Consider the following 26,554-nt stretch of genomic DNA (forward strand, 5'->3'; position numbering starts at 1 on the left):
GGCAGGCGATCCATGTCGAATACCAGCATGCGCGGCAAGCTCGTTCTCGTGACGGGCGGCGCGAAAAACGTGGGCAAGGCCATCTGCAGGCGTTTCGCCGAGCAGGGCGCGCACGTGATCCTGAATTTCTTCCACTCGCTCGACGCGTCGAAGCAGACGGCCGACGAACTGCGCGCGCTCGGCGCGACGGTCGACGTGATCCGTGCGTCGGTCGCGCAGCAGGCGCAGGTCGACCGGATGTTCGACGAGATCGAACGGCGCTACGGCCGGCTCGACGTGCTCGTCAACAATGCGGCGTCCGGTGCGCTGCTCGGCGTCGACGAGATCGGCGCCGAGCATTTCGATCGCGCGCTCGACACCAACCTGAAGGGCGCGTTCTGGTGCGCGCGCCGTGCCGCGGCGCTGATGGCGCGCTCGGGCGGCGGCGCGATCGTCAACGTGTCGTCGGTGGGCGCGACGCTCGTGCCGGCGAACTACCTGGTCGTCGGCACCGCGAAGGCGGCGCTCGAATCGCTGACGCGCTATCTCGCGGTCGAATACGCGGGGCGCGACATTCGCGTGAACGGCGCGTCGTCGACGCTGATCGACGGCGACGTCGCCGCGCAGTTTCCGGACCCGGAGAACACGAAGCGATCGAGCATCGCGGCGACGCCGCTGAAGCGGCTCGCACGCGCGGAGGACCTCGCCGATCTCGTCGTGTTTCTCGCGTCGGATGCGGCGCGCTGGATCACGGGGCAGGTGGTCGTCGCGGACGGCGGGCTGTCGCTGTGCAGCGAAGGGTTGTCGCCGCGCGCGGAATGGGCGGGCGCGGCGCCGCCCGTCTCCGTGAACGCGCAGCGGGCCGATGGTCCCGCCGCGCCACCGGACGACGCGCCGGACAGCGACGACATCGCCGTGGTCGGCATGGGTCTCGCGTTGCCTGGCGCGAGCGATCCGGACGCGTTCTGGCGCGCGCTGCTCGACGGCCCCGAACTGTTCGGCAACGTGCCGCCGGATCGCTGGGATTACCGCTCGTTCTATTCGCCCGACACGTCGGCCGAGGACAAGAGCTATCAGTCGCGCTCGGTCTTCATCGAGCAGTTCGAGCCGTGCCCGACGGTGCGCGCCGAACTCGACGCGGGCACCGCGCCGCACGAGCTGACGACGCTGTGGCTGCGTCACGCACTGTGCCAGTCGCTCGACGGCGTGACGCTGCGTGACGCCGATCGCGTGGCGTTCCTCGTCGGCTACACGGCGGACGGCAGCCAGCATCTCGAGGAGGGGATGGTGCTGGCCGCCGCGCGCGAACGCCTGAACGCGGTGCTGATCGAGGCGGGCGTGGACGCGGCCGAGCGCGAGCGGCGCGTGGCCGCGATCGATGCGGTGCTGAGCGCGCGTTATGCGCGCGGCGCCGGCGATCTCGCGTCGTTCTTCCCGCACCGGGTCGGTCTGAACGCGATGCAAGGCGTGCTGCCGGACGACGCGCAATGCATGATGGTCGACACCGCGTGTTCGTCGTCGCTGTATTCGATCGATCTCGGGATCAAGGCGCTGCTGCTCGGCAAGCAGGACGTGGTTGCGTGCGGCGGCGCCTTCGCGCTCGCGCCGCGCGGCTCGGTCCTGTTCTCGAAGCTGCACGGGCTGTCGCGCAGCGGCGAGGTGCGGCCGCTCGATCGCGACTGCGACGGCGTGCTGTTCGCGGACGGCGCGGGCGTCGTGATCCTGAAGCGCGTCGCGCGGGCGCGCGCGGACGGCGACCGCATCCTCGGCGTGCTGAAATCGTTCGGCTCGTCGTCCGACGGCAAGGGCAAGGCGATCTACGCGCCGAATTCGGCCGGCCAGCGCATCGCGATCGACCGCGCGTATGCGCGCACCGCGACGGTGCCGGCCGACGTCGACTGGGTGGTTGCGCACGCAACTGGCACGCCGGCCGGCGATCTCGCGGAGTTCCAGAGCCTGCGCGACGCGATCCGGCGCGACCGCCCGGTGCAGGTGACGTCGAACAAGTCGCTGGTCGGGCATACGGGTTGGGCGGCCGGCGTCGTGTCGGTGATCCAGGTGCTGCTCGGGTTGCGCCATCAGGTGATCCCGCCGCAGCACCGCTTCAGCGAGCCGCCGCCTGAGTTCGACATCGCCGGCACGAACCTGCGGATTCCGATGGCGCCGGTATCGTGGCCGGTCCGGCGTGAATCGGCACGCGTCGCGGCGGTGTCCGGGTTCGGCTTCGGCGGCACGAACGGTCACCTGATCGTGTCGGAATACCGCGCGGATCTGCCTGCCGGCGAGGCGAGCGGACGGTTCGAGCGCGAGCCGCTCGCGATCGTCGGCTGGTCCGCGAAGTTTCCGGGCCTCGACGGCGACGCCCAGGTCGCCGCGTGGCTGCGAGGCGAAGGCCGTGCGCCCGACGCGAGCTTCGGAACCGGCTACCCGCTGCCGAGCTTCGCGCGCGTGAAGATGCCGCCGGCGGTGCTGCGCGCGCTCGATCGCTGCCAGCTGATGGCGCTCGACGCCGCGCACGACCTGCGCGAACGCCTCGGCACGTTCTGGCACGCGCATGCGGACACGATCGGACTCGTGATGGGGCACATGGGGCCCACGCGCAATGCGGCGCTCTATGCGAGCCGCTGCTATCTCGACGACATCGCGGCCGCGGTGCTCGACGCGACGCGGCCGGACGATCGCGCGGCGACCGAACGCGTGCTGGACGGCTTGCGCGAGGCGACGAAGCAACTCGTCGCGCCGACGACCGAGAATTCGTTTCCGGGAATGATGCCGAACGTGATCCCGGCGCGCGTCGCGAACTATCACGACCTGCACGGGATGAACATGACGGTCGATGCGGGCCACGCGTCGACGCTCGCGGCATTCGAGGCGGCCGAGCGTTTCCTGTGCAGCGGCGAACTCGACATGGCGATCGTCGGCGGCATCAACGGCAACTCGGCGGAAGAGGTGCGGCCCGCGTTCGGGCTGCCGCTCGCGGAGGGCATCGTGCTGTTCGCCGTCACGACGGTGCGGCGTGCCCAGGCCGAAGGGCTGTCGGTGCTCGCAGTAGTGGGCGGCGGCGACGCGAGGGCTGCTGTCGAACCGGCTGCGCCGTGCGATCCGACGGGCCGCGCGGTCACGTATGCGGGGGCCGACTCGGCGATCGACGTGCTGCGCGCAATCGTCGCGCGCGATGCCGGCACGACGCTCACGCGTGACGGCGGCGGCGACCGCGCGCGCTACGCGCTGCACGTTGCATGTGAGCCGGCCGGCCCGCACGGGACCACGCCGCACGAGCCGCATCGCGACGCGCTGCGTGTGCCGCCTGCCCATGCGACGGCGCCGGCCGCCGCGACCGCGGAACCGGCCGCATCGACAACCGCGGCGACCGCACCCGTTGAACCCGGCACCCTGATACCCGGCCCGCTGCGCCGGACCGGCGTCGCGGCCGACGGCGAGCCGCTCGGCGTCGCGCGTTACCGGATCGAATGGCGCGACGCGCCGTGGCGGCCCGCGGGCCGGTCGACGCCGTTCATCGCGCCGCGCTGCGTGATCGTGACCGACATGCCGGACGCGCTGGCCGCACAGGCCGCACACGCCGACGCGGGCCCCGGCTGCGTGGTGCTGTCGACGCGGCCGTTCGCCACGCACAGGCCGGGCTGGCACTGGATCGAGCGGATCGACGCGGCGGCGCTCGATTTCCTGCCCGACGACATCGGCCACGTGCGCGTGCTCACGTCGCTCGACGCCGGCATGCTCGCACCGGGCGCCGCAGCGCCGGCTGCGTCCGCGCGGCTCGCGCTGCACGACCTGGCGTTTCTCGCGATCAAGCGCTGCCATGCGGCACTCGAGCGCGACGGCAGCTTGATCGTATTGCTGCTCGACGCGCTCGCGGGCGACGTGCCGCATCCGGATGCCGGCCTGTTCACGGGCCTCGTGAAGGCGCTGGCGATCGAGATGCCGGAAGCGCGCCCGGTTGCCGTGCTGACCGATTCGCGCGCGCTGCCGGACGCGCTGCGCGACGCGGAGCGGGAAAGCGGCGCCCGCCACTGGCTGCCGGTCGTCGCGCTGGGCGCCGGACGGCGCCGCACGCCGCGCGTGATCGCGGACGCGGGTGAACTGCGCGCGGACGAGCGGCTGTCGCTCGGCCAGGATTCGGTCGTGGTCGCGGTCGGCGGTGCGCGCGGGATCACCGGCGAGCTGATGAAGACGCTCGCCGCACAGGTGCGCCCGACGCTGTACCTGATCGGCAGCAGCGCGCTGGACGCGATCGACGCGGAACTGCTCGCTATGGATGACGAAACGTTCGCGAAGAGCCGTCCGGACTACATCCGCCAGCAGAAGGCGCTGCATCCGCAACGGTCGTTGCCCGAGATCATCCGCGCCTTCGAGCGGCGTGCCGACGCGCGCACGGCCTGCATGAACATCGAGGCGATGCGCGCATTCTGCGGCGCGCACCGCGTGACCTACCTGCGCGCCGACGTGCTCGACCCCGACAGCGTGAAGACGGCCATCGACGCGATTCTCGCGCGCGAGCCGCGCGTCGACCTGCTGGTCAACGCGGCCGGACTGAACCGTTCGGCCTCGGTGCGCGTGAAGTCGCTGGACGATTTCGTCGCGGTGCGCGACATCAAGGTACGCGGCTACTGGAACCTGCGCCGCGCGTTCGGCGCGCGGCAGCCGCGCCTGTGGTGCAACTTCGGCTCGTTCATCGGGCTGACCGGGCAGGCGGGCGAAACCGACTACGCGTCGGGCAACGACTTCCTGAACACGCAGGCGTCGTATCACCGCGCGGTGCTCGGTCACGACGAATTCACGATCGGCTGGACGCTGTGGCGCTCGGTCGGGCTCGGCGCGAACCCGGTCACGCGCGCGTTTCTCGAGAAGAGCGGGCTGTTCACGAGCATGCGCACCGCGGAGGGGCAGCATCACTTCATGCGCGAACTCGGGCTCGGCGAGCGCGCGGCGATGTCCGTGCATCTCGGCGACGCCGAGCGACGCGCGATCGAAACGCACCTGCCGGGTTACTTCGACCTCGACGAAGGCGCGCCGGCCGCCGTCGCCGCGTCGCGCGATCCCGATTTCTATCTCGGCGCGGAACGCGCGCGGACCGACGACAGCGTGACGTTCGAGCGCGTGTTCGACCTCGAGCGCGACGCGTACCTGCAGCATCACGTCGTCAACGGCTTTCCGACGCTGCCGGGAACCTTCGTGCCCGAAGTGGCCGCCGAGGCCGCGCTGCGGCTCGTGCCGGGGCTCAAGGTCGTCGGCTTCGCGGACGCGGCATTCCTGCACTTCCTGCGTGTGTACGACGCGAAGCGGCCGAGCGTGAAGCGCATCCACGCGCGGATCGCGTCGCGCGACGGCGACGCGGTGCACGTGCGCGTGCGGATTTCCGGCGACGTGCTGGCGCCGGGCGGGCAGGTGCTCGTGCGCGACAAGCCGCACTTCGAGATCACCGTGCGCCTGGCCGACGCCTACGCGCCGGCGCCGGTGTGGCACGAACCGGCAATGGCGACGTTCACGCCCGTCGCCGATCCGTATCACTTCGATGCGGCGCCGGTGCGGCTGACCGGCATGTTCGTGTCGACGACCGACACCGGCATGAGCGACGCGGGCAAGCAGGCGCGCTTCCGGCTGAACGTGCCGGACGGCGACCCGGTGTTCTCGCGCTTCGTGGTGCCGAGCATCCTGCTCGACGGGCTCGCGCGCGTGGCCGCGCTCGATCACGTCGCCGGCGACTACATTCCGCTCGCGGCGCCGATGTCGATCGGCCGCATCGATATCTACGAAGCCGGCAACGACTGCGAGCTGGCGAGCCGCCACACGTCGATCGCGCTGCGCGTGAGCCCGCGCGCGTTCGCGCTGGAAGGGCCGGCGAGCAGCGGCAACCGGTTCGTCGCGGTGCGCCCGGACGGCAGGATCCTGATGCAGATGCGCGACGTGACGGGCATCGTGATCGGCTACGTGCATCGCGTGACCGGCGCGTTCGCCGCGCGCGGCGAGATCGACGCGCAACTGGCCGGGCGCGCGCCTTCCGAACAGGTGTCCGCATGAGCATGAAGCGACTCGCGCCCGGCCCGCGCGGCAGCGTCGTGATGGGCAACCTCGCGGCGTACAAGCGCAATCCCGTCACGATGCTGCTGAAGCTGCAGCAGCAGTACGGTGACATCGCGCGCAACCGTCTCGGCCCGTTCCTCACGCACGCGCTCGCGCATCCCGACGGCGTGCAGCACGTGCTGCAGGACAACCACCGCAACTACGTGCGCGGCCGCTTCTACGACAACTTCAAGATGTTCTTCGGCGACGGCCTGCTGACGACCGACGGCGAGTTCTGGCGGCGTCACCGCCGCGTGGTGCAGCCGCTGTTTCACCGCAAGCAGGTCGAGTCGCACACGGCCGCGGTCGGCGCTGCGGCGCTCGCGCTCGTCGAGGAGTGGCTCAGGCGGCCGGCGCATGCGCCGTTCGACGCCGTCGAGGAAATGATGCGCGTGAGCCTGCGCATGCTCGGGCTGATGCTGTTCAACGCGGACATCTCGCGGCATGCGGACGACGTCGGGCCGGCCGTGCGCTTCGGCATCGCGGCGATGATGCCGCAGGGCAACCTGAACGATTTCGTGCCGCGCTGGATGCCGACGCCGTTCAATCGCCGGATCGCGCACGCACGCCGCGGGATCGACACGATCGTGGACGCGATCGTCACCGAGCATCGCGCGGGGCGCTGCGACACGAGCGACGTGATCTCGCTGCTGCTCGCCGCGCGCGACCCGGACACGGGCGCGCCGCTGACCGAGCGCGAGGTGCACGACGAGGTGATGACCGTGTTTCTCGCCGGCCACGAAACCACCGGCAGCGGGATGGCGTGGGGGCTCTATGCGCTCGCGCAGCATCCGCAGGTGTTGCGCCGTTTGCGCGAGGAGCTCGATGCGGTGCTCGGCGGCCGCGCGCCCGATGCGGCGGATCTCGAACGCCTGCCGTACCTCGCGCAGACCGTCGACGAGATCCTGCGCCTGTACCCGCCGATCTGGGGCTTCACGCGCGATCTGGTCGACGACGATGAGATCGGCGGTTATCACGTGCCGGCCGGCTCGTCGGTGTTCATGTCGCCGTACGTCACGCATCGTCATCCGGCGCTGTGGGCGAACCCCGACGCGTTCGATCCGGAGAACTTCGGATCGCATGCGCCGGAGCGCCACAGGTACGCGTACTTTCCGTTCGGCGGCGGGATGCGCAAATGCATCGGCTATCAGACCGCGTTGCTGCAGATGCGCGTGCTGATCGCGGTGGTGGCGCAGCATGTCGACCTGAGCGCGGTGCCCGGTCATTCGCTCGACACCGGCGCGACGATCTCGCTGCGTCCGCGCGACGGGATCCGGTTGATCGCGAAGCCGCGCTTGCGCGAGCGGGTGTCCGCGGGGCAGGCGGGGGGGGATGCAAGCGCGCCGGCTGTCAGGACATCGGTGTGTCCGTTTACGGGCACGCAAGCGCTGGGGGCTACGTCGTTGCCGTTGCCGTTGCCGTTGCCATCACCATCGCTGTCGCCAACGCCAACGCCAACGCCAACGCCAACGCCAACGCCAACGCCAACGCCAACGCCAACGCCAACGCCGACACCCGGTGCCGAGCAACCGGCGAGCGCGGCATCACCCACGCCCGTTCATTCCGCCGGCCCTACGCTGGCGCCGGACGTGCTGGCCTTTCTGCAGCGCGACGCGATCGCGGACGACGCGCCGCAGCGCACCGACGCCACGCCGACGCACCGCTTCACCTGGCGGCCGGTCGAGATCGAGCCGCTGCCCGACCTGCCGGCGGCCGAGCTGAGTGGCAAGCGGATCGCGATCGTCAACGGCCGCGGTCGCACGGTCGAGCGCGTGGTGGCGACGCTCACGCGCGCCTGTGCGAAACCGGGCGTGTTCGCGCCGGCCGACGGCGTCGATCCGGCAGCCGCCGCGAGCGCGTTCGCCGCGCAGTCGGGGCCGTTCGACGGGATCGTCGATCTCGGCATCGAAGCGCAGTTCTCGCTCGACGCGCGCGATCAATGGGAAGCGCCGCTGCGCCGCACGGTCGCACTGCTGCAGGCGTGCTACGGCGACTGGTCGCAGGAAGAATCGACGTCGCGGCTGTTCTATCTGGCGCTCACCTGGCAGGACGGCCTGATGGGGCATGGCGACGGCCCGCTCGTGCAGCCGCTCGGCGGACTGTGGGCCGGCCTCGCGAAGACGCTGCCGCAGGAACTGCCGAACTGCAACGTGCGCGTGCTCGACATCGCACCCGACGAAACGGGGCGCGTCGACCAGCTGGTCGCGCGCGAACTGTACCGCTGGGGACGCTTCGAGGTCGGCCACCGCGGTGGACGCCGCCATACGCTCGTCGCGACCCGCGACGATCTGCCGGCCGACGCGGCGCCCGACTGGGCGCCCGACGACGTCGTGCTGTTCTCGGGCGGCGCGCGCGGCATCGGTTTCCTGGCCGCGTGCGCGCTGGCAAAACGCCATCGCTGCACGGTGGTCGTCACCGGGCGCGATGCGTTGCCCGCCGGCGACGAGCCGTGGCTCACGCTCGACGACGCGGGCTTCAAGCGCTACGGGCTCGAGCAACTGCGCCAGGCGACGCCCGGGCGATCTCCGAAGGCGATCCGGGATGCGCTGCGGCAGCTCGAACGCCGGCGCGACCTGAAGGCGTCGCTCGACGCGGCGGCCGCGCTCGGCCTGCCGGTGCACTACCGCGTATGCGACGTGACCGACGCGGAGGCCGTGCGCACGCTGTGCGACGCATTCGGCGACCGGCTGCGCGCCGTGATCCACAACGCGGGCATCGATCAGCCGGTGCGCTTGCCGCGCAAGCGCGCCGACGAGTTCATCGGCACCGCGCGCGTGAAGGTGCTCGGCTTTCTCAATCTCTACGCGGCGGTGCGCAACCGGCCGCGCGTCGACTGTTTCGTCAACGTCGGCTCGCTGACCGGCCGCTGGGGTGGAATGACAGGCGAGACCGACTATGCGGCCGCGAACGAGGCGCTGGCGCGGCTCGGCTGGTGGGCGCGGCGCGACGCCGGCGAGCGCGTCGTGAAGACGATCGCGTGGCCGACCTGGGACGGCGTCGGGATGATCACGAACCTCGCCGTCACGCGGCGCTACGTAACGCCGATGCGAATCGACGAAGGCGTGCGCCACTGGCTCGCGGAACTCGCGAATCCAGCGAATCCAGCGACATCCAACAGCGGCGAGCCGATGTACATGGGCGCGGTCGGCCGCGCACTGACGCCGATCCAGCTGCGCGGGTTCGACGCGGTGGAAGGCTTGCCGAACCTCGGCGAACTCGCGACGCGCCGGCATCACGCGGGCGCGCCGCGACGCTTCCGGCCGTTCGCTTGCTTCTCGACGCGCTATCGCACGGCCGGCGCACCGTACACGCATGCCTTCCGCGTCGACGGCCGCGCGGCCGTGCCGGCGTCGCTGCTGCTCGAGCACGCGCGCGTCGTGGCCGACTGGGTCGCGCCGCCCGGCGGCGAGCGGGCCTGCCTGCAGGAAGCCGTCGACATCACGATCGCGCTCGACGCGCTCGCCGACGCGCTCGACGGCCATGGCGATCTCGCGCTCGACACCGACGTGAGCGGCCGCATGGTGGCCGACGGCTGGCACGTGACGGTGCGCTGCGCGTCGCTTGCCGGCCGCGTGCTGCTCGATGCGACGTTCGTGTACCGCAGTCATCCGCCCGGCGGCACGACCGTCGCGCTGCCGCGCGAGACGGAGGACGGCCCGGCCCGGCGGTCCGCACGCGCGAGCTGGCGCGACGACTTGTTGCCCGAGGCCCGATGGAGCGGCGGCATCGCGCAGGCGAAGGCCGCCGACCCCGCCGCGCTGTGGGGTGTACAGGGTGTGCAGGGTGATGCAGGGCGCGTGCCGTGTCCGCAGCTGTGGCTGCCGGTCAATCACCTGGAAAACGTGCTGCGCGTGCTGCTCGGCGCGTGGCCCGCCGACGGCGAGCCGCCGTACGCATGGCGCATCGGCCGCATCGTGTTCGGCGCCGCGCAGGCGGGCGACGCCGACATGCTGCTGCGCTATCCGGACGATCGCTTCGCGATCGCGGATCGCGCGGGCGCATCGATCGCAGACCTGTACGACGCGCGGCTCGCCGGCGCGACCGACACGCAAGCCGTGACGGCGTCGGCTACTTGAACGGGAAGAGGAGGTTCACCATGACGGAGCGCAACGACGGCGCGCGGTACTGCATCATCGGCGCGGGCGCGGCGGGCATCACCGCCGCGAAGAACCTGCTCGCGGCCGGCATCGGCTTCGACGTGATCGAGCGCGAGGACGACGTCGGCGGCAACTGGTACTACGGCCGCCCGAGCGGCGCGGTGTATCGCTCGATCCACATGATCAGCTCGAAGCGGTTTTCCGAGTACACCGACTTTCCGATTCCCGACGACTATCCGACCTATGCACGCGGCGACCAGGCACTCGCGTATCTGCGCGCGTACGCGCGGCGCTTCGGCGTGTACGACCGGATCGAGTTCGGCCGCTCGGTGCTCGAGATCGCACCGGTGCAGGGCGGCACGCAGTGGCGCGTGGAACTGGATCGCGGCGAGGTGCGGACCTATCGCGGCGTGATCGTCTGCAACGGCCACCTGTCGCATCCGCAACTGCCCGACTATCCGGGGCGGTTCGACGGGCTGCAGCTGCATTCGTCGCAGTACCGCACGCCGGAGATCTTCGACGGCAAGCGCGTGCTCGTGGTCGGCGCCGGCAATTCCGGCTGCGACATCGCGGTCGAGGCTTCGCATCGTGCGCGCGCGGTCTTCCACAGCACGCGCCGCGGGTACTACTACTGGCCGAAATTCCTGTTCGGAATGCCGGCGGACGAGTGGGCGGAATGGCCGCTGCGGCTGCGCATGCCGCTGTGGGCGCGGCGCTTTTTCGGCGAGCGGCTGCTGCGCCTGACGACGGCCGGGCAACCCGAACACTACGGGCTGCGCAAGCCGGACCACAAGCTGTTCGAATCGCATTTCATCATCAATTCGACGCTGTTCTATCACCTCGGCCATGGCGACCTCGCCGCGCGGCCGGACGTGCGCGAACTGAAGGGCGATCGCGTCGTGTTCGTCGACGGCAGCGAGGAGGCGATCGACGTGATCGTGTACGCGACCGGCTACCAGCCGAGCTTCCCGTTCATCGAACAGGCGCACCTGCAATGGCGCAAGCAGCAGCCGTCGCTGTACCTGAACCTGTTCGACGCGCAGCATCGCGACCTGTTCTTCATCGGGCTGTTCCAGACCTCGACCGGCAACTGGCCGTTGATGGACTACCAGGCGCAACTGCTCGCCCGCTATCTGCATGCGCGCGACGCGGCGCCGCGCAAGGCCGCGCGCATCGACCGGCTGATCCGGCGCGGCCGCTCGGACTGGAGCGGCGGCATCGCGTTCCATCGCACGCCGCGGCACGTGATCGAGGTCGAGCATTTCGCGTATCGGCTGCAGCTGCGGCGGCTGATACGCGGGTTGCCCGCCTTGCCCGGCGGCGCGGGCGCGGATGCATCGAAGGTGGCGCCGGCGCACGCGGTGCGCGCGGGAGGTGCGTCGTGAGCCTCGTGCATGTCGAACACCTGTCGAAGACCTACCTGCTCGACAGCGTGCGCGTGACCGGGCTCGCCGACGTGTCGGCGACGCTCGACGCGGGCCGCTTCACCGTGCTGAGCGGCCCGTCGGGCAGCGGCAAGACGACGCTGCTGAACCTGATCGGCTGCATCGACCGCCCCGACAGCGGGCGCGTGACGATCGCCGGTCACGACACGGCGTCGCTGTCGGACGATGCGCTGTCGGATTTTCGCGCGCGCCATGTCGGCCACGTGTTCCAGACCTTCAACCTGCTGCCGGTGCTGTCCGCGTACGAGAACGTCGAGTATCCGCTGCTGATGGCGGGCTGGTCACCCGCGCGGCGCGCGGCGCGGGTGCGCGACCTGCTCGACGCGGTCGGCCTGGCCGACAAGGCGCGGCACCGGCCGAGCCAGCTGTCGGGCGGGCAGCGCCAGCGCGTCGCGATCGCGCGTGCGCTCGCGGCCGAGCCCGCGATGATCCTCGCGGACGAACCCACCGCGAACCTCGACAGCGCGACCGGGCACGCGATCATCGCGTTGATGCGCGCGATCCAGCGCGAGCGCGACGTGTCGTTCATCGTGTCGTCGCACGATCCGGAGGTGGTGAAGGTGGCCGACGCCGTGATCCGGATTCTCGACGGCCGCATCGTCGGCCACGAACGGGCCGGCGACGACACGGCGACGCAGGAGGTGTACCGATGACCCATACGCTGATGCTCGCGCTGCGCAACCTGCAGCGCAACCGCCGGCGCTCGCTCACCACGCTGCTCGCGATGATCGTCGGCGTCAGCGCGATCCTGTTGTTCGGCGGCTTCAGCCGCGACATCACGCTCGGCCTGCAGACCGACTTCGTGCAGCGCAGCGGCCACCTGCAGATCCAGCGGCAGGGCTATTTCCTGTACGGCACGGGCGACCCGGCCGCGTACGGGATTCGCGGCTACCCGGCGCTGATCGAACGATTGCGGCACGACCCGCAGCTCGCGCCGCTGCTGCAGGTCGTCACGCCGACGCTGCAGTTCGGCGGGATCGCCGGCAATTTCGCGGCCGGCGTGTCGCGCACCGTGATGGGCTTCGGCGCAATTGCGGACGACCAGTACCGGATGCAGCAATGGAACGCCTACGGGTTCCCGCTGCAGCCGCGCACATTCGCGTTGCGCGGCAGCGCCGGCGACGCGGCGATCGTCGGCCTCGGCGTCGCGCGCGTGCTGCACCTGTGCGGCCCGCTGCGCGTGCCGGATTGCCGCGATGCGCCGCCGGCCCCGGCCGAGCCGCCTGCCGACGGCCCGGCCGCGACCGCGCCGCCCGACGTGCTCGCGCTCGCACAGGCCGAGGCCGGAACGCGGCCGGCCGCCGACGGCGCGCCCCATGTCGAAGTGCTGACCGCGAGCGCGGGCGGCGCGCCGAACGTCGGCCGCTTCTCGGTCGTGAAGGCGGACCAGCAGGGCGTGAAGGAACTCGACGACGTGTATCTCGCGGTGCAACTGCCGCAGGCGCAGCGGCTCGTCTACGGCGGCGCCGCGCCGCGCGCGACCGCGATCGAGATCCAGCTCGCGCGCACGGCCGACCTGCCGGCGGCGCGCGCGCGCATCGAACAGCTGCTGCACGGCGGCTTCGACGGGCAGGCGCTCGACGTCGTCGATTTCGCGACGCTGAACCCGTTCTACGACCAGACCAACCGGATGTTCTCGGTGATCTTCGGTTTCGTGTTCGTGCTGATCAGCGCGATCGTGCTGTTCGTGATCAGCAACACGATGAGCACCGCGATCATCGAGCGCACCGTCGAGATCGGCACGCTGCGCGCGATGGGCATGCGGCGCGGCGGCATCCAGGCGCTGTTCGTCTGCGAGGGCGCGCTGCTCGGCGTGGCCGGCGCGTCGCTCGGCGTGCTGGTCGCGCTCGCCATTGCCGCGATCGTCAATCGCAGCGGGCTGGCCTGGACGCCGCCCGCGCGGATCGACGCCGTCGCGCTGACGGTGCGCGTGTGGGGCGAGTGGCGAACCATCGCCGTCACGTTCGCCGGGCTCGCGTGCGTGGCCGGGCTGTCCGCGTGGCTGCCGTCGCGGCATGCGGCGCGGCTGTCGATCGTCGATGCGCTGCGGCACGTGTGAGGTCGCCCGATTGCCGCGTTTTTCGTTCACTTCACTTTCGGGAGAGCGCCCGTGCGTCGCCTGTTCGTTTCATGCTGTCTGAGTCTTTCGTTCCTGGCCGGCGTCGCGCGTGCGCAGCCGGCGCCCGATCCGCAGAAGGTGCTCGCCGCGAGCGACGCGATCCGCACGCCGGAGAAATCGTTCGTGCTGACCGCGACGCTCGTCGAGTACCGGTCCGGCAAGCAGGTCGACGGCAATACGCTGTCGATCCATTCGAAGCCCGACGCGCCCGGCGGTGCGTTCCGCACGCTGGTGCGCTTCGTCGCGCCGGCGCGCGACACGGGCAAGCTGATGCTGAAGAACGGCAACGACCTGTGGTTCTACGATCCGGCGAACCAGGCCAGCGTGCGGATCTCGCCGGACCAGCGGCTGCTCGGCCAGGCCGCCAACGGCGACGTCGTGACGGTCAATCTCGCGCACGACTATTCGGCCGCGCTGAAGGGCGTCGAGGACATCGTCGACGGCGACCGGCAGACCCGTCGCGCGTACCGGCTCGCGCTCGCCGGCCACGGCGACGGGCTCACGTACCGCCGCATCGAGATCTGGATCGACGCGGCGAACAACCGGCCGCTGAAGGCACGCTTCTATTCGGAAAGCGACCGGCTGCTGAAGACCGCGTTCTATCGCCGCTACACGATGCAACTGGGCGTCGAGCGGCCGACCGAGACCGTCATCGTCGACGGGCTCGACAGCAACTGGGTCACGGTCATGCGTTTCTCCGACTACGCGTGGCGCGACATTCCCGATGCATGGCTGCAGCGCGATTACCTGTCCCGCTTCCAGGCGCAATGACGGCGCGGCGCCGAGGCCGGATCGCGGCGCTCGCGTTCGTGCTGCTGCCTGCGCTCGTGCGTGCAGCGGATGCGGGTGGGGCGGGTGGAGCGGGTGGAGCGGGTGTGGCGGATGGCACGGCCGGCGTCGACGCGGCCGATGCCGCGGCGCTCGCGCTGGCCGACCAGCCGGCCGCGACGCCCGCCGACACCGCGAAGCCGTGGAAGCTGAACGTGCAGGACGCGCTGCGCGCGAGCCGCTATCGCGACGGCGGCGAGGCCGGCCGCAACCAGCTGTCGATCGAGTTCGAATACGGCCAGTGGCTGACGCCGTCGTTCGCCGCGCATTTCTCGATGCGCTTCGACCGTTTCGATCCGCTCGTCACGTCGCGCACGTCGTCGCGCGACGTGACGCTCGTGAAGGAAGCGTATGCGAGCTGGCGCGCGTCGCCCGCGTTCGTCGTCGACGCGGGGCGCGTGAACGAGCGGCTCGGCGCGGCGATCGGCTACAACCCGACCGACTTCTTCCGGGCCGGGGCGGTGAGTCTCGACGTGCCGCCCGATCCGGACAGCCGGCACACGAACCGGCTCGGCACGGTCGGGCTGCGCGCACAACGGGTGTGGGACTCGGGCTCGCTCGCGGCGCTGCTGTCGCCGCGGCTCGAGCGCCGCAGCCTGCCGGGCGATCCGGCCGCGTCGTCCGACCTGCAGCGCACCAACGGCGTCGACCGCTGGATGCTCGTCGCGAGCCAGCGGCTCACCGCGGCGATCCAGCCGCAATGGATCGTCTACGGCGAAAGCGGGCAGGCGCCGCAGTTCGGCCAGAATCTGAGCGTGCTGCTCGGCAACTCGGTGGTCGCGTACCTCGAATGGACGGGCGGCTACCGGCGCTCGCTGATCGCGCGTGCCACCGGCGCGGCCGACGATCGTGCGTTTCGCACCAGTTCATCGGTGGGCGCGACGTGGACGCTGCCGGTCGACCTGTCGCTGACCGCCGAATTCCAGAGCAACGGCGGTGGCGCAAACGCGGCGCAATGGCGGTCGTTGCAGCGCGCGAACCCGCTCGCATGGGGCCGTGCGGTGCAGACCTCGATTGCCGCGCAGGAACTGCAAACCCGTCACGGCGTGTTCGTGATGGCGGCGTGGCGAAATGTCGGCGTGCGTCGCCTCGACCTGTCGGGCTTCGTGCAGGCCGATCTCGGCGGCGGCCGGCAATACTGGCTCGAGTTGCGGCGGCGTTTCGATCGCTTCGACGTCGCGCTGCAATGGCTGCATCAGGGTGGGCCGACGTGGAGCCGCTTCGGCGCGATGCCGGAGTCGACGAGCGTTCAGGTGCTGGGCATTTTTTATCGATGACGCAAGGAGAATTCGAATGAGCAAACGCGCGCTTCAGGCGGCGACCGCCGTGCTTGCGCTGGTTCCGACGATCACCGGGGTGCTCGGCATGATGGGCATCCACGATCCGCTGTACGCGTCGCTCGGCATCGCGCTGCCGGCCGACGCGACGCTGGACGGCAACCTGCGTTTCCATGCGGGCGTCTGGCTCGGGCTCGGGCTCGCGGCGTTTTCGGTGATCCCGCGCATCGAGCATCAGGGGCGGCTGTTCGCGACGCTGTGGATGATGATCTTTCTCGGCGGTATCGGGCGGCTGATTTCGCTCGCGGCGCTCGGGCTGCCGTGGCCGCCGTTCGTCGGCTTCACGGCGCTCGAAGTCGTCGGCGCGCCGCTGTTCATCGCATGGCAGCGGCGCATGGCCGCGCATGCCGCATGGGAGCACGCGAATGCATGACTTCGACATCGACCAGCGCATCGCGCCGCGTCGTCGCGCCGATGCGGCCGTGCGGGGCATCGCGGCAGCGTTCCTGCACGCCGTGGCGGCGCGACGCGTATCGCTCGGGTACGCACGGCTCATCGCCCGTATCGCGCTGCTCGCGTGGGTCCTGCTGGGCCCGGCACAGGCCGGCGCGCAGACGGCCGTCGACGACTACGCGGCGACCCGCTATCCGATCGTCCTCGTGCACGGGTTGACCGGGACCGACGACTATTTCGGCGTCCTGCCGTACTGGTACGGCATCCAGGCCGATCTTCAGCGGCATGGCGCGACCGTCTACGTCGCCGACCTGTCCGGCTTCCAGGGCGACCTCGGCCCGAACGGGCGCGGCGAACAGTTGCTGGCCTACGTCAAGCAGGTGCTCGCGGTCACGGGCGCGGCCAGGGTGAACCTGATCGGTCACAGCCAGGGCGGGCTGACGTCGCGCTACGTGGCGTCGGTCGCGCCCGCGCTCGTCGCGTCGGTCACGACGATCGCGACGCCGCACCGCGGCTCGCAGTTCGCCGATTTCTTGCTGGGCGCGCTGAAGCTCGACCCGACCGGCCTGTCGACGCCGATATTCGGTGCGCTGCTGAACCTGTTCGGGATCCTCACCAGCGACACGCACAACACGAACCAGGATGCGATCGCGGCGCTCAACGCGCTGAGCACGCCCCATGCCGCGCAGTTCAACCAGCTGTTCCCGAGCCCGGGGCTGGGCGCCGGCGCGTGCGGCACCGGCGCACCGGTCGAGACGATCGGCGGCAACGTGCATCTGCTGTACTCGTGGAGCGGGGCCGCGTATCAGCCGGTATCGCTGCTCGGCATCGTGACCGGCGCGGTCGACACCAGCGTGATTCCGGTCATCGATCCGGCGAACGTGCTGGATCCTTCGACGCTCGTGTTCCTGACGGCCGGCAACGTCATGGCGCTGGCCGGCGCCGGCCCGAACGACGGTTTCACGTCGACCTGCAGTGCGCGGTTCGGCACGGTGATTTCGACGCGCTATCGCTGGAATCACTTCGACGCGATCAACCAGCTGCTCGGCGTTCGCGGCGCCTATGCGGAAGACCCGGTCGCCGCGCTGCGCGTGCAGGCAAACCGGCTGAAGCAGCAGGGCGTCTGAGCGATGGAGGTCCGGACCACGCTGTCCCGCGCGGTGTTGTACGGTGCGACCGGGGCGATCGCCGCGGCCGCCGTTTGGCACGCGTTCGGTCGTCAGGCTGCGTCGACGGCTGCCGTGGCCGCCACGGATACCGCGCCGCCCGGCCACGCCGCGCCGAGCGGTGCGGCGGTGCCGCGGCCGGTGCTTGCCGTGTCGGATGTCACGCTGCCGGCATCGCTCGCGGGCGCGCGTGCGCCGCGCCTGCCGGTCGGGCCCGGCGGGCGCCTCGCGCACGCGCATGCGGTGCGGGAATTCTTCGATTACTTTTTGCTTGCGCAGCATGACCTGACGCCTGCGGCGCTCGATGCGCTGGTCGCGCACGAAATCGCATCGCAGCCGATCGGCGAGCCGGCCCGCCGCGATGCGCTCGATCTGTGGCCGCGCTATCGCGCGTGCATCGCCGCGTTCGACACGCTGCCGGGCGCGCTGCCGGCAGGCGCCGGTCTCGATCCGGACGGCATCGCAGGCGAACTCGAGCGGCGTGCGGCGCTCGCGCGCCGCTGGCTCGGCGACTGGAGCGCGCCGTTCTTCGACGCGGAATTGCGGCGGCAGCGCGGCGATCTCGACCGGATCAGGATCGCGCGCGATCCGACGCTCGACGACGCGCAGAAGCGCGCACGCCTCGCCGCACTCGATCAGGCGTTGCCGCCGGACGAGCGCGACGCACGCGAGCGCGCGGCGCGCCAACGCGATGCGCTTGCAACGCTCGCGCGGCTCGACGGCCAGCGCGCGACGCCCGATGCGCTGCGTGCGCAGCTCGGCGCCGAAGTCGCCGCGCGCGTCGAGCGGATGCAGCAGGGCGACGATGCGTGGCGGGCACGCTATCGCGATTACGCGGCCGAACGCGACCGGCTCGACGCGCAGCCGCTTGCGCCCGACGCGCGCGATGCGCGGCTCGCGCAATTGCGGCAACGCGACTTCCCGGATCCGGCGGACGCATTGCGGGCCGCATCGCTCGACGCGGGCCGGGCCACGGCATCGGCGCACTAGCACCCGTCTCGGACGTGCACGCCGTCACGGCGCTCACACCTGACGAGGGAGAAGTGTGGGATAACCCACACTTTCCGCATTCTTTTCGATTCGGGAATGATTTTAATTTCCAGTGTAAATCGCATTACCGCGCATTGACATTCATGAGCCGTTTTCAATGATTCATTGCGCAATCCGTTTTATATGGGTGGGATTTAAATCGCCAATTTTTTATTGACAATGCAAGTATCTTCGGATGGCGAGCCGAACTGTCAAATTACTTCATGTAACAAAAGCGGAGTGTCGCGTACGGTTGGGCTGCGTGATACCTTTTTGCTCAATGTCACCGCGCTGAAAAGGCGGAGAAACCGTTAAACCGGTGCGGTGAAAACAGCAGGAAGGTCCGGTGGCCGAGGGGCAGGGATACAACGTACGAGGTGCGCCGTGATACATCAGGCCAACAACGTCATCGAGTTGCCGCATGCACTTGGTGCCAATCATTTCCTGTCAGCGCTCGACGGAATTAACCGTTCCGAATTGGCGCCTCATCTGATGCTTTCGAATCTCGAGACCGGCCAGGTGCTGTGCGATGCCGGCGAGAATCTGGAGGCCGTCTATTTTCCGGTGACGGCGGGCATTTCCCTGCAATACACGGCGGGCGGCAAGACGACACTCGGCGTGACGGAAATCGGCCGCGAAGGCATCGTGTGCGACGACGTCATCGGCAGCGCGATGCAGCGCCGCGTCGTCGTCTACCGCGGCGGGTTCGCGTACCGGCTGTATGCGCGCCGCTTCGCGGACGCGTGCGACGTGTCGGCGGCGATCCGGCGGCAGGTCTTCGTGCGGATGCAGCTGGCGTTGTCCCAGGCGTCGCAGGTCATGTTCTGCAGCCGTCATCACGTGATGCGGCAGCAACTGGGCCGCTGGCTGCTGATCGCCTACGAGCGCGCACGCAGCATCGAAATCCCGGTCACGCACGGCATGCTGGGGCAGATGCTGGGTGTGCGCCGCGAGACCGTCACCGATGCCACGCGGCAGCTTCACGAGCTCGGCCTGATCCATCAGCATCGCGGTGCCATCGTGCTCACGGATCTCGCCGGTCTCGAACGGCAGGGCTGCGATTGCCATCGGGTCGTGCGCGACGAAACACGCCGCATTCTCGCGACCGATGCCGGTACGGATGCCGGCGCCGAGTTGTCGCGCCGCGTCCGGACGACATAGTCGCCGGCACCGCGTCGTGGCGCGATGGCATGCACGGCGGCGCGGCGCGCAAAGGGAACGGGGAGGTGCCTGGCGCAGGCGGTGCGGCGACGCGTCGGGCAGGCGGCATCGACAAGAATCAGAAAAACAGTCATTCACGTATGGAAAACATTTCGAAGCTCCAGAGTCAGCGCAGCTCGTTCCACGTGTGGCCATGGAGTCCGGCGCTCGGCATCCTGCCGATCGTCGTCGTGGTCGTCGCGCTGGCCGGGTTCGTCGCCGTCAGCCTGATCGTGATCATGTCGTTGCGCGTGTACGTCGGCGGCGAAAGCAGCTGGTCGAAGGCGCAGAAGGACGAGATCCTGCTGCTGAGCCGCTACGGGCAGACCGGCGACGAAAAGCTGTTCGACGAATACCTGGCGGTCGACCGGACCCTCACCTTCCTCGGCGCCGCGCGCCGCGCGATGACCAGTACGCCGCCGGACCACGGCGTGGCGCGCCAGGCGCTGATCGAGGCGGGCATCAATCCGGTCGATGCGGCGGCGGTGGTGTGGTTCTACCCGATCCTGAGCAGCTTCGCACGCCTGAACGCCGCGTTGCAATACTGGGAGGACGCGGACCGGCAACTGGTCGACCTGCGCAGGATCGCCAACGCGCTGCACGCGTCGGTGCATGCGGACGACGTCCGGCGCACGAGCAGCCTGAACCACGCGATCTGGGATCTCAACGCGCACATCGAACCGCTGCCGAAGCGCTTTTCCGACGAACTGAGCGCCGAATTCCGCTCGGCCGTCATCCAGCTGTTCCTGTCGTACATCGTGGCCTCGCTGCTGATCATCCTGCTGTCGGTGCGGTGGGCGAGCCGCGCGCAACGCCAGCAGGTGTCGATGCAGACCGAGCTGGACCGGAGCCAGGCATTCGCGGCAGCCGCGCTGCGCTCGGTCGCCGATGCGATCGTCACGATCGGCCTCACGCGCGGTATCGAGACCGTCAATCCGGCGGCCGAGCAGCTGCTCGGCACGTCGTCGCGGCAGTGTGTCGGCAAGCCGATCAACGACGTGCTGGACCTGATCGACACGTCGACGGGCATGTCGATCAAGCTGCTCGCGTCGCTCGGCAACCGCAGCGACCCGACGTTCACCCGCGATCTCGACCTGATCCGCGTGTGCGGCTCGGCGGTGTCGGTGCGCGCGTCGCTGTCGAAGATGGACAACGCCGCGGGCCGCTGCGTCGGCTACGTGCTGATCCTGCGCGACATGACGCGCGAACACCAGTTGATCGAGAAGCTGACCTGGCAGGCGTCGCACGATGCGCTGACCGGCCTCATCAATCGCACGGCGTTCGAGCGACGCCTGGGCGACGCACTGGCGCAGCGCGGCGGCGGGATGCTGCTGGTGCTCGACCTCGACGGCTTCAAGGAAGTCAACGACGTGTGCGGCCACGCGGCCGGCGACGCGCTGCTGCGCGACGCGACCGCGGTGTTCGCGCGTAGTCTCGGCCACGACGACGTGTTCGGCCGGCTGGGCGGCGACGAATTCGGCATCCTGCTGCCGGCCGGCAGCGACGGCGCGCCGGACGGCGGCAAGGCGGAACGCCTGCGCGCGAGTCTCGAGGACTTCACGTTCCTGTGGGAAGGCGAGCCGTTCAAGCTCAGCGTGAGCATCGGCGTGCTGGATCTCGCGTGCCGGCCCGAGAGCGTCGAGAAGGCGATGCAGATGGCCGACGTCGCGTGCTACGTCGCGAAGGATCGCGGCCGCAACCGCGTGCATGTCGCGGATTCGCGCGACATGCATTCGAGCCGCCAGGCGTATCACACGCAGTGGAGCCGGCGCGTGAAGACGGCGCTCGAGACGAATTCATTCCAGTTGTATGCGCAACCGATCGTGCCGATCCAGCCCGCGCTCGGCGCGCGGGAGCGCGCGGAGATCCTGCTGCGCATTCCGGACGCCGACGGCAAGCTGATCTCGCCGGTGTTCCTGCCGGCCGCCGAGCGCTACGGCCACATGACGATGATCGACCGCTGGGTCGTACGCACCGTGATCCGGCGCCTCGCGCGGCTCGAACAGCGCCGCTACGTCGAATACAACGTGAACCTGTCGGCGATGTCGATCACCGACGAGCGCTTCGTGGAGTTCGTGATCGCCGAACTGTCGGCGTCGGGGCTCGACCCGTCGCTGCTGTGTTTCGAGATCACGGAGACGAGCGCCGTGCGCAACCTGGAGGTCGCGTCGCGCTTCATGTGCGAGCTGCGCGACCTCGGCTGCCGCTTCGCGCTCGACGACTTCGGCGCCGGCATGTCGTCGTTTTCGTATCTGCGCCAGTTGCCGATCGACTACCTGAAGATCGACGGCGGCCTCGTGTCGACCATGACGTCCGACAGCATCAAGCGCGGCATCGCGTCCGCGATCAACGACATCGCGCACGTGATGCAGTACCGCACCGTCGCCGAGCACGTCGAGGATACGGCGACGGCCGAGATGCTTCGCGCGCTGGGCGTCGACTATTGCCAGGGCTATTACTTCAGCCGCCCCGCGCCCTGGCAGGAAGGGGGATTCCATTGAACCAAGCGAGGAACGAACGCATGAGTGCTCCATTTGAACTGACCGGCGACCTGATGGACCTGGCGAGCTATCCGGCCTGGCTGCGCGACGTGGTCGGCGCGACCGACGAACTGAAGGCGCGCGTCCGTGCGCATCCGGTGTTCGCGGCGATGAGCGGCGGGACGCTGCGCGCGTCGCAACTGCGCGCATTCTTCGTGACCGGCTGGGCGGTGGTCAGCCAGTTTCCGGAATACATGGCGATGAACCTGGTGAAGACCGCCGCCTATCGGTCGCGCGGCGACGAGAAGGCGCGGCGCTATCTGATCCGCAATATCCGCGTCGAGCAGAACCACGTCGATCACTGGGCCAACTGGGCGGCGGAATCGGGCGTGACGATCGACATGCTGCTGAGCGGCGACGCGCCGCTGGCCGGATTCTCGCTGAGCCATTGGTGCTGGAAGAGCGGCAGTACCGACGCGCTCGCGCCGAGCATCGCCGCGACCAACTATGCGATCGAGGGCGTGACGGGCGAGTGGAGCGCGCTGCTGTGCGCATCGCCGTACGAACGGCAGTTCGATCCGGCCGTGCGGCATCGCGCGATGCGCTGGCTCAAGCTGCACGCCGACTACGACGACCGGCATCCGTGGGAGGCGCTCGACATCGTCGCGACGCTGCTCGGCCAGTCGCCCGCGGCGCGCGACGTGCGGGACGTCGAGACGTCGATCCGCAAGAGCCTGAGCTATTTCCTGACGAGTCTCGATTGCTGCATGCATGTGTAGTCGCCGGCGTCGTGCGCGCGCAGGTTCGTGCGGGCCGCACCCGGCCGTTCCGGCCGGAAGGCGGGCCGGCGTGACGTCGCGATGCGCCGTGCAGGCCGTCGTGCTGGACGATTTTCCATGGCCACCCAAGTTCTCGTCGTAGAGCCCGATCCGCGCATGCGCGACAGGATCCGCGTGCTCCTGCGCGGCTGCCAGATCGATACGTCGGCGCTCGACGATGTGTCGATGCTGCTCGCGCACGTGAGCGCGGCACCGCCCACCCTGATCGTGTTGCGGGTCGAACGGCCAGCCACGACGTTCTACATGGCGCTCGGCGCACTGCGGCGGGCCGGTTACGACATGCCGGTGATCGTGATCAGCCGCGACGCGCAGGTGGTCGACAAGGTCGTCGCGCTCGAGATCGGCGCGGACGACTATGTCGTGGAGCCGTTCGAGCCGATGGAGCTGGTCGCACGCGTGCGCAGCGCGATGCGCCGCTACGCGCCGAACCGGCCGGAGTCGCCGCGCGGGCCGCGGAATGCCGAAACCTATGCGTTCGGCGACATCGAGGTGAATTTCGTCACGCGGCGCGCGACCCGCGCGGGAGACGACCTCGGGCTGCGCGCGAGCGAATTCGCGCTGCTCGAACTGTTCATCTCGCAGCCGCTGCGCGTCCTGTCGCGCGCGGAGATCCTCGCGCTGCTGGGGCTGACCGTGGCCGGGCGCTCCGAGCGCGGGCTCGACGTGCTGATCTTCCGGCTGCGCAACCTGATCGAGCAGGCGGTCGGCGACTATCGCTACATCCGCACGGTGCGCGGCAAGGGCTACATCTTCGTGCCGCTCGGCACGCTGGCAGACGACGCGGCCCCCCCGCCGCACGCGTGAGCGGGGCGCGGGCACGTCGGGCATCGCGCCCGGCGCGTCGCGCGCCGGCATCGACCAACCTTCGCCTGCGCATGCCGCCATCGCCCCGGTTCACCATCGGGGCGACCCGCCATTGTCGGTTTAGAACGACCGTGCTAAATTTCCCGCCAACATTGGCAGTCGCCGACCCGATCATCCGGTTTCGGAGCCTTTGGTCATCGGGTCGTCGCGTGGCCGTGGCTCGACGTGACGCTCGCCGCGCACGCGTGCGATCGCGATTTCCACGCCGGCAAGCGTGCCGCCGCGCGTTACTTCTTTCGCCGGGAGCTGCCGAAGGTGGATGCGCAGCTCGACCTGCTGGCGAGCGCCGATACGACGACGCTCGAGATGCGCGACGCGTGGTTCAGAGCGCCGCGCAGCACGAATGATGGTGACGCGGCGCGGGCCGATGCGCGTGCGCTGCGCGCCGATCGCGCGGGCGCGTCCCGCTGCCGTATCGATGCCGTATCGCTGCGCGACGACGTCGCGCGAGGAGAGAGGAGAGCATGAAAGCCCTGTTGTGTACCGCATTCGGCCCGATCGACCGCTTGCGCATCGAGGACGTCGCGGTTCCCGAACCGGCCGCCGGCCAGGTGCGGATTCGCGTGAAGGCGGCGTCGCTCAACTTCCCCGATGCGCTGATCGTCCAGGGGCTCTATCAGGTGAAGCCGGCGCTGCCGTTCTCGCCGGGGCGGAATTCGCCGGCGTGATCGACGCGGTCGGCGACGGCGTGAGCGCCTGGCGGCCCGGCGACGAGGTGGTCGCGTTCACCGGTCATGGCGGTTTCGCGGAGCATTGCGTGGCTGACGTGCAGCAGATCGCGGCGCTGCCGCCGGGGATGACGTTCGAGCAGGGCGCGGCGCTCGTGCTGGCCTACGGCACGTCGCTGCATGCGCTGCAGCAGCGCGCGCGCCTGCAGCAGGGCGAGACGCTGCTGGTGCTGGGCGCGGGCGGCGGTGTCGGGCTGGCCGCGATCGAGATCGCGAAGGCGCTGGGCGCACGCGTGATCGCGGCCGCGTCGAGCACGGACAAGCTCGCGCTGTGCCGCGCGGCCGGCGCCGACGACACGATCGACTATGCGACCGAGGACCTGCGGCGCCGTGTCGACGAACTGACCGGCGGACGCGGCGCGGACGTCGTCTACGATCCGGTCGGCGGCGCGTACAGCGAGGCGGCGCTGCGCGCGACCGCGTGGCGCGGCCGGTTCCTCGTGGTCGGCTTCGCGGCCGGCGAGATTCCGAAGATCGCGCTGAACCTCGCGCTGCTCAAGGAGCGCGACATCCTGGGCGTGTTCTGGGGCGACGCGGTGCGGCGCGACCCCGCGCAGCATGCGGCGAACATGCACCAGCTCGCGCAATGGTTCGCGGCCGGCAAGGTGCGGCCCGCGATCACCGAGCGCGTGCCGCTCTCGGGCGCGGCCGACGCAATCGCGCGCATGGCGAGCCGGCAGGTGAAGGGCAAGGTCGTGATCCTGCCGGACGCGTGACGACGCCGGCGCGGCATCATGCGGCGGCGACCCGAGCGGGCGCCGCCTTCGAGCGGGTTTCTTTTGTGTGACGTTACCGGAGTCGTTGAGCATGCAACCCCTGTCGAATCTGCAACCCGCCGTCGCGACATCGCTCGCGACGTGGCACGCGATGCTCGCGCGCAAGGATTTCAGCGAACTCGACACGATCGTCCATCCGGACGCCGTGTTCCGCTCGCCGATGGCGTTCAAGCCGTACGGACCGGCGCCCGCGCTGCTGCTGGCGCTGCGCACGGTGCTCACGATCCTCGAGAACTTCGAATACCACCGCGCGTTCGCCGACGACGACGGCACGAGCGTCGTGCTGGAGTTCAGTGCGACGGTCGGCGACAAGCGGCTGAAGGGCATCGACATGATCCGCTTCGACGTCGACGGGCGGATCGTCGAATTCGAGGTGATGATCCGGCCGTTCAATGCGCTGCAGGCGCTCGGCGCGGCAATGGGCGCGCGGCTCGGGCAGCAGTTGCCGGGGTTCAAGATCGGCGGGTGAGCGGCGGGCCGCCGGCCGGTGCGGAAAATGTCGCCGGCGCAACGCGACGGTCGCGCTCGCGTGCGGCGCCGGCCGGGCGCGCGTCAGTGAGTCTTGATCCTGACGCTGTAGCCCGCATCCTCGAACGCGACGACGAATTCCTCGGGGAACAGCCACGACTCGACCTTCACGTGCGACGTCGCGCGATCGATCTCGACCTTGGCGTCGGGATCGACGCGCCAGATTTCATGTTCGACCGCGCGGGCGGTATCCTCGTCGAGCGAGTGGTCCAGTACGAATTCCATGATCAATTTCCTGTTTTGACGGCCGCATTCACATGAGCGAGAGCGGCCGGTTGGCGAACGAAGCCGATGACGTCGACGGGATCGGACAACATGGGTCGACGATACGCGCGATCGCGTCGAACGATAAGCCGGCATGCGCGTGACGCACTGTCGCCCGTTGATCAACGAATCCGGTGAAGCGTGTGCGAACGGGCTTCCGGAGTGCGAAAGATGCGTTGCAGCCAAGATCGACTTGGCTCGCAGCGATGCGCGGCTCGCTTCGCGCCAGTGAATTGCCGATGAAGCAAGTACCGTTCCGCGCGATCGATGTTGCACGACACGGCACCGCATCACACCACGCACCACGCACCACGCACCACGCACCACGCACAACGCACAACGCACAACGCACATAGCGCCACCCTCACCGCGCAACGCCCAAAGGCCTGACCGCAGACACC

At 69.8% G+C, this 26,554-nt stretch carries 16 protein-coding genes and 2 pseudogenes; 17 read left to right on the top strand and 1 reads right to left on the bottom strand.

Annotated features, from left to right (window positions below; translation table 11 throughout):
- Nucleotides 1-12: 12 nt before the first annotated feature.
- The 17 genes and pseudogenes from DID98_RS33120 to DID98_RS33200 all read left to right on the top strand — a co-directional run bounded on the left by DID98_RS33120 (nt 13) and on the right by DID98_RS33200 (nt 25,830).
- Nucleotides 13-6,018 carry an SDR family oxidoreductase gene (locus tag DID98_RS33120; protein ID WP_124572055.1) on the top strand — a complete coding sequence of 2,002 codons (6,006 nt, stop codon included), beginning with the start codon at nt 13-15 and terminating at the stop codon, nt 6,016-6,018.
- Nucleotides 6,015-10,136 carry a cytochrome P450 gene (locus tag DID98_RS33125; protein WP_124572056.1) on the top strand — a complete coding sequence of 1,374 codons (4,122 nt, stop codon included), beginning with the start codon at nt 6,015-6,017 and terminating at the stop codon, nt 10,134-10,136. Before DID98_RS33120 ends, DID98_RS33125 begins: the two co-directional genes overlap by 4 nt.
- Before the next feature lie 20 nt (nt 10,137-10,156).
- On the top strand, nt 10,157-11,542 hold the full coding sequence (locus DID98_RS33130) for an NAD(P)/FAD-dependent oxidoreductase (RefSeq protein WP_124572057.1): 1,386 nt from the start codon (nt 10,157-10,159) through the stop codon (nt 11,540-11,542).
- Nucleotides 11,539-12,255, top strand: coding sequence for an ABC transporter ATP-binding protein (locus DID98_RS33135; protein WP_124572058.1), 717 nt, complete (start codon nt 11,539-11,541; stop codon nt 12,253-12,255). The genes DID98_RS33130 and DID98_RS33135 overlap by 4 nt, the downstream gene beginning before the upstream one ends.
- Nucleotides 12,252-13,661 (top strand): ABC transporter permease, encoded by a 1,410-nt coding sequence (locus DID98_RS33140; RefSeq protein WP_124487612.1) that lies wholly within the window; start codon nt 12,252-12,254, stop codon nt 13,659-13,661. The genes DID98_RS33135 and DID98_RS33140 overlap by 4 nt, the downstream gene beginning before the upstream one ends.
- A gap of 51 nt (nt 13,662-13,712) precedes the next feature.
- Nucleotides 13,713-14,492 (top strand): outer membrane lipoprotein-sorting protein, encoded by a 780-nt coding sequence (locus DID98_RS33145; protein WP_124524371.1) that lies wholly within the window; start codon nt 13,713-13,715, stop codon nt 14,490-14,492.
- Nucleotides 14,489-15,826, top strand: coding sequence for a hypothetical protein (locus tag DID98_RS33150; protein WP_124572059.1), 1,338 nt, complete (start codon nt 14,489-14,491; stop codon nt 15,824-15,826). Before DID98_RS33145 ends, DID98_RS33150 begins: the two co-directional genes overlap by 4 nt.
- Before the next feature lie 16 nt (nt 15,827-15,842).
- The gene (locus DID98_RS33155; RefSeq protein ID WP_124572060.1) at nt 15,843-16,259 is read left to right on the top strand and encodes a DUF4345 domain-containing protein; all 417 of its coding nucleotides are present in this window, start codon (nt 15,843-15,845) and stop codon (nt 16,257-16,259) included.
- On the top strand, nt 16,252-17,406 hold the full coding sequence (locus tag DID98_RS33160) for a triacylglycerol lipase (protein WP_260428130.1): 1,155 nt from the start codon (nt 16,252-16,254) through the stop codon (nt 17,404-17,406). The genes DID98_RS33155 and DID98_RS33160 overlap by 8 nt, the downstream gene beginning before the upstream one ends.
- Nucleotides 17,407-17,409: 3 nt before the next feature.
- The gene (locus tag DID98_RS33165; protein ID WP_124572061.1) at nt 17,410-18,435 is read left to right on the top strand and encodes a lipase secretion chaperone; all 1,026 of its coding nucleotides are present in this window, start codon (nt 17,410-17,412) and stop codon (nt 18,433-18,435) included.
- A 423-nt stretch (nt 18,436-18,858) separates the two neighbouring features.
- Nucleotides 18,859-19,635: a Crp/Fnr family transcriptional regulator gene (locus DID98_RS33170; protein WP_124487617.1), complete on the top strand. Its 777-nt coding sequence runs from the start codon at nt 18,859-18,861 to the stop codon at nt 19,633-19,635.
- Between the two features lie 140 nt (nt 19,636-19,775).
- Nucleotides 19,776-22,175 (top strand): bifunctional diguanylate cyclase/phosphodiesterase, encoded by a 2,400-nt coding sequence (locus DID98_RS33175; protein WP_124572062.1) that lies wholly within the window; start codon nt 19,776-19,778, stop codon nt 22,173-22,175.
- Between the two features lie 20 nt (nt 22,176-22,195).
- A complete protein-coding gene (locus tag DID98_RS33180) occupies nt 22,196-22,933 on the top strand; it encodes a TenA family transcriptional regulator (protein WP_124572063.1) in 738 nt (245 codons plus the stop codon).
- A gap of 117 nt (nt 22,934-23,050) precedes the next feature.
- Nucleotides 23,051-23,797 (top strand): winged helix-turn-helix domain-containing protein, encoded by a 747-nt coding sequence (locus tag DID98_RS33185; RefSeq protein ID WP_124487619.1) that lies wholly within the window; start codon nt 23,051-23,053, stop codon nt 23,795-23,797.
- A 186-nt stretch (nt 23,798-23,983) separates the two neighbouring features.
- A pseudogene (locus tag DID98_RS36450) lies at nt 23,984-24,181 on the top strand (acyl-CoA dehydrogenase C-terminal domain-containing protein); the annotation flags it as partial.
- Nucleotides 24,182-24,321: 140 nt separating this feature from the next.
- Nucleotides 24,322-25,301 (top strand): annotated as a pseudogene (locus tag DID98_RS33195) (NADPH:quinone oxidoreductase family protein).
- A gap of 91 nt (nt 25,302-25,392) precedes the next feature.
- Entirely contained in the window at nt 25,393-25,830 is a 438-nt protein-coding gene (locus DID98_RS33200) for a nuclear transport factor 2 family protein (protein WP_124524376.1), read from the top strand.
- An 83-nt stretch (nt 25,831-25,913) separates the two neighbouring features.
- Here the strand turns inward: DID98_RS33200 and DID98_RS33205 are convergent, their stop codons facing one another.
- Nucleotides 25,914-26,114, bottom strand: a complete 201-nt coding sequence (locus DID98_RS33205) for a hypothetical protein (protein WP_044848408.1) — start codon at nt 26,112-26,114, stop codon at nt 25,914-25,916.
- Nucleotides 26,115-26,554: the final 440 nt, after the last annotated feature.

Origin of the sequence: Burkholderia sp. Bp8984 (genome assembly GCF_003853755.1) — a bacterium.
Classification (GTDB): domain Bacteria; phylum Pseudomonadota; class Gammaproteobacteria; order Burkholderiales; family Burkholderiaceae; genus Burkholderia.

Coding starts and splice junctions, on each gene's coding strand:
- DID98_RS33130 (WP_124572057.1), top strand. CDS start 10,157: ATGACGGAGCGCAACGACGGCGCGCGGTACTGCATCATCGGCGCGGGC.
- DID98_RS33185 (WP_124487619.1), top strand. CDS start 23,051: ATGGCCACCCAAGTTCTCGTCGTAGAGCCCGATCCGCGCATGCGCGAC.
- DID98_RS33140 (WP_124487612.1), top strand. CDS start 12,252: ATGACCCATACGCTGATGCTCGCGCTGCGCAACCTGCAGCGCAACCGC.
- DID98_RS33155 (WP_124572060.1), top strand. CDS start 15,843: ATGAGCAAACGCGCGCTTCAGGCGGCGACCGCCGTGCTTGCGCTGGTT.
- DID98_RS33125 (WP_124572056.1), top strand. CDS start 6,015: ATGAGCATGAAGCGACTCGCGCCCGGCCCGCGCGGCAGCGTCGTGATG.
- DID98_RS33150 (WP_124572059.1), top strand. CDS start 14,489: ATGACGGCGCGGCGCCGAGGCCGGATCGCGGCGCTCGCGTTCGTGCTG.
- DID98_RS33175 (WP_124572062.1), top strand. CDS start 19,776: ATGGAAAACATTTCGAAGCTCCAGAGTCAGCGCAGCTCGTTCCACGTG.
- DID98_RS33205 (WP_044848408.1), bottom strand. CDS start 26,114: ATGGAATTCGTACTGGACCACTCGCTCGACGAGGATACCGCCCGCGCG.
- DID98_RS33165 (WP_124572061.1), top strand. CDS start 17,410: ATGGAGGTCCGGACCACGCTGTCCCGCGCGGTGTTGTACGGTGCGACC.
- DID98_RS33120 (WP_124572055.1), top strand. CDS start 13: ATGTCGAATACCAGCATGCGCGGCAAGCTCGTTCTCGTGACGGGCGGC.
- DID98_RS33200 (WP_124524376.1), top strand. CDS start 25,393: ATGCAACCCCTGTCGAATCTGCAACCCGCCGTCGCGACATCGCTCGCG.
- DID98_RS33160 (WP_260428130.1), top strand. CDS start 16,252: ATGCATGACTTCGACATCGACCAGCGCATCGCGCCGCGTCGTCGCGCC.
- DID98_RS33180 (WP_124572063.1), top strand. CDS start 22,196: ATGAGTGCTCCATTTGAACTGACCGGCGACCTGATGGACCTGGCGAGC.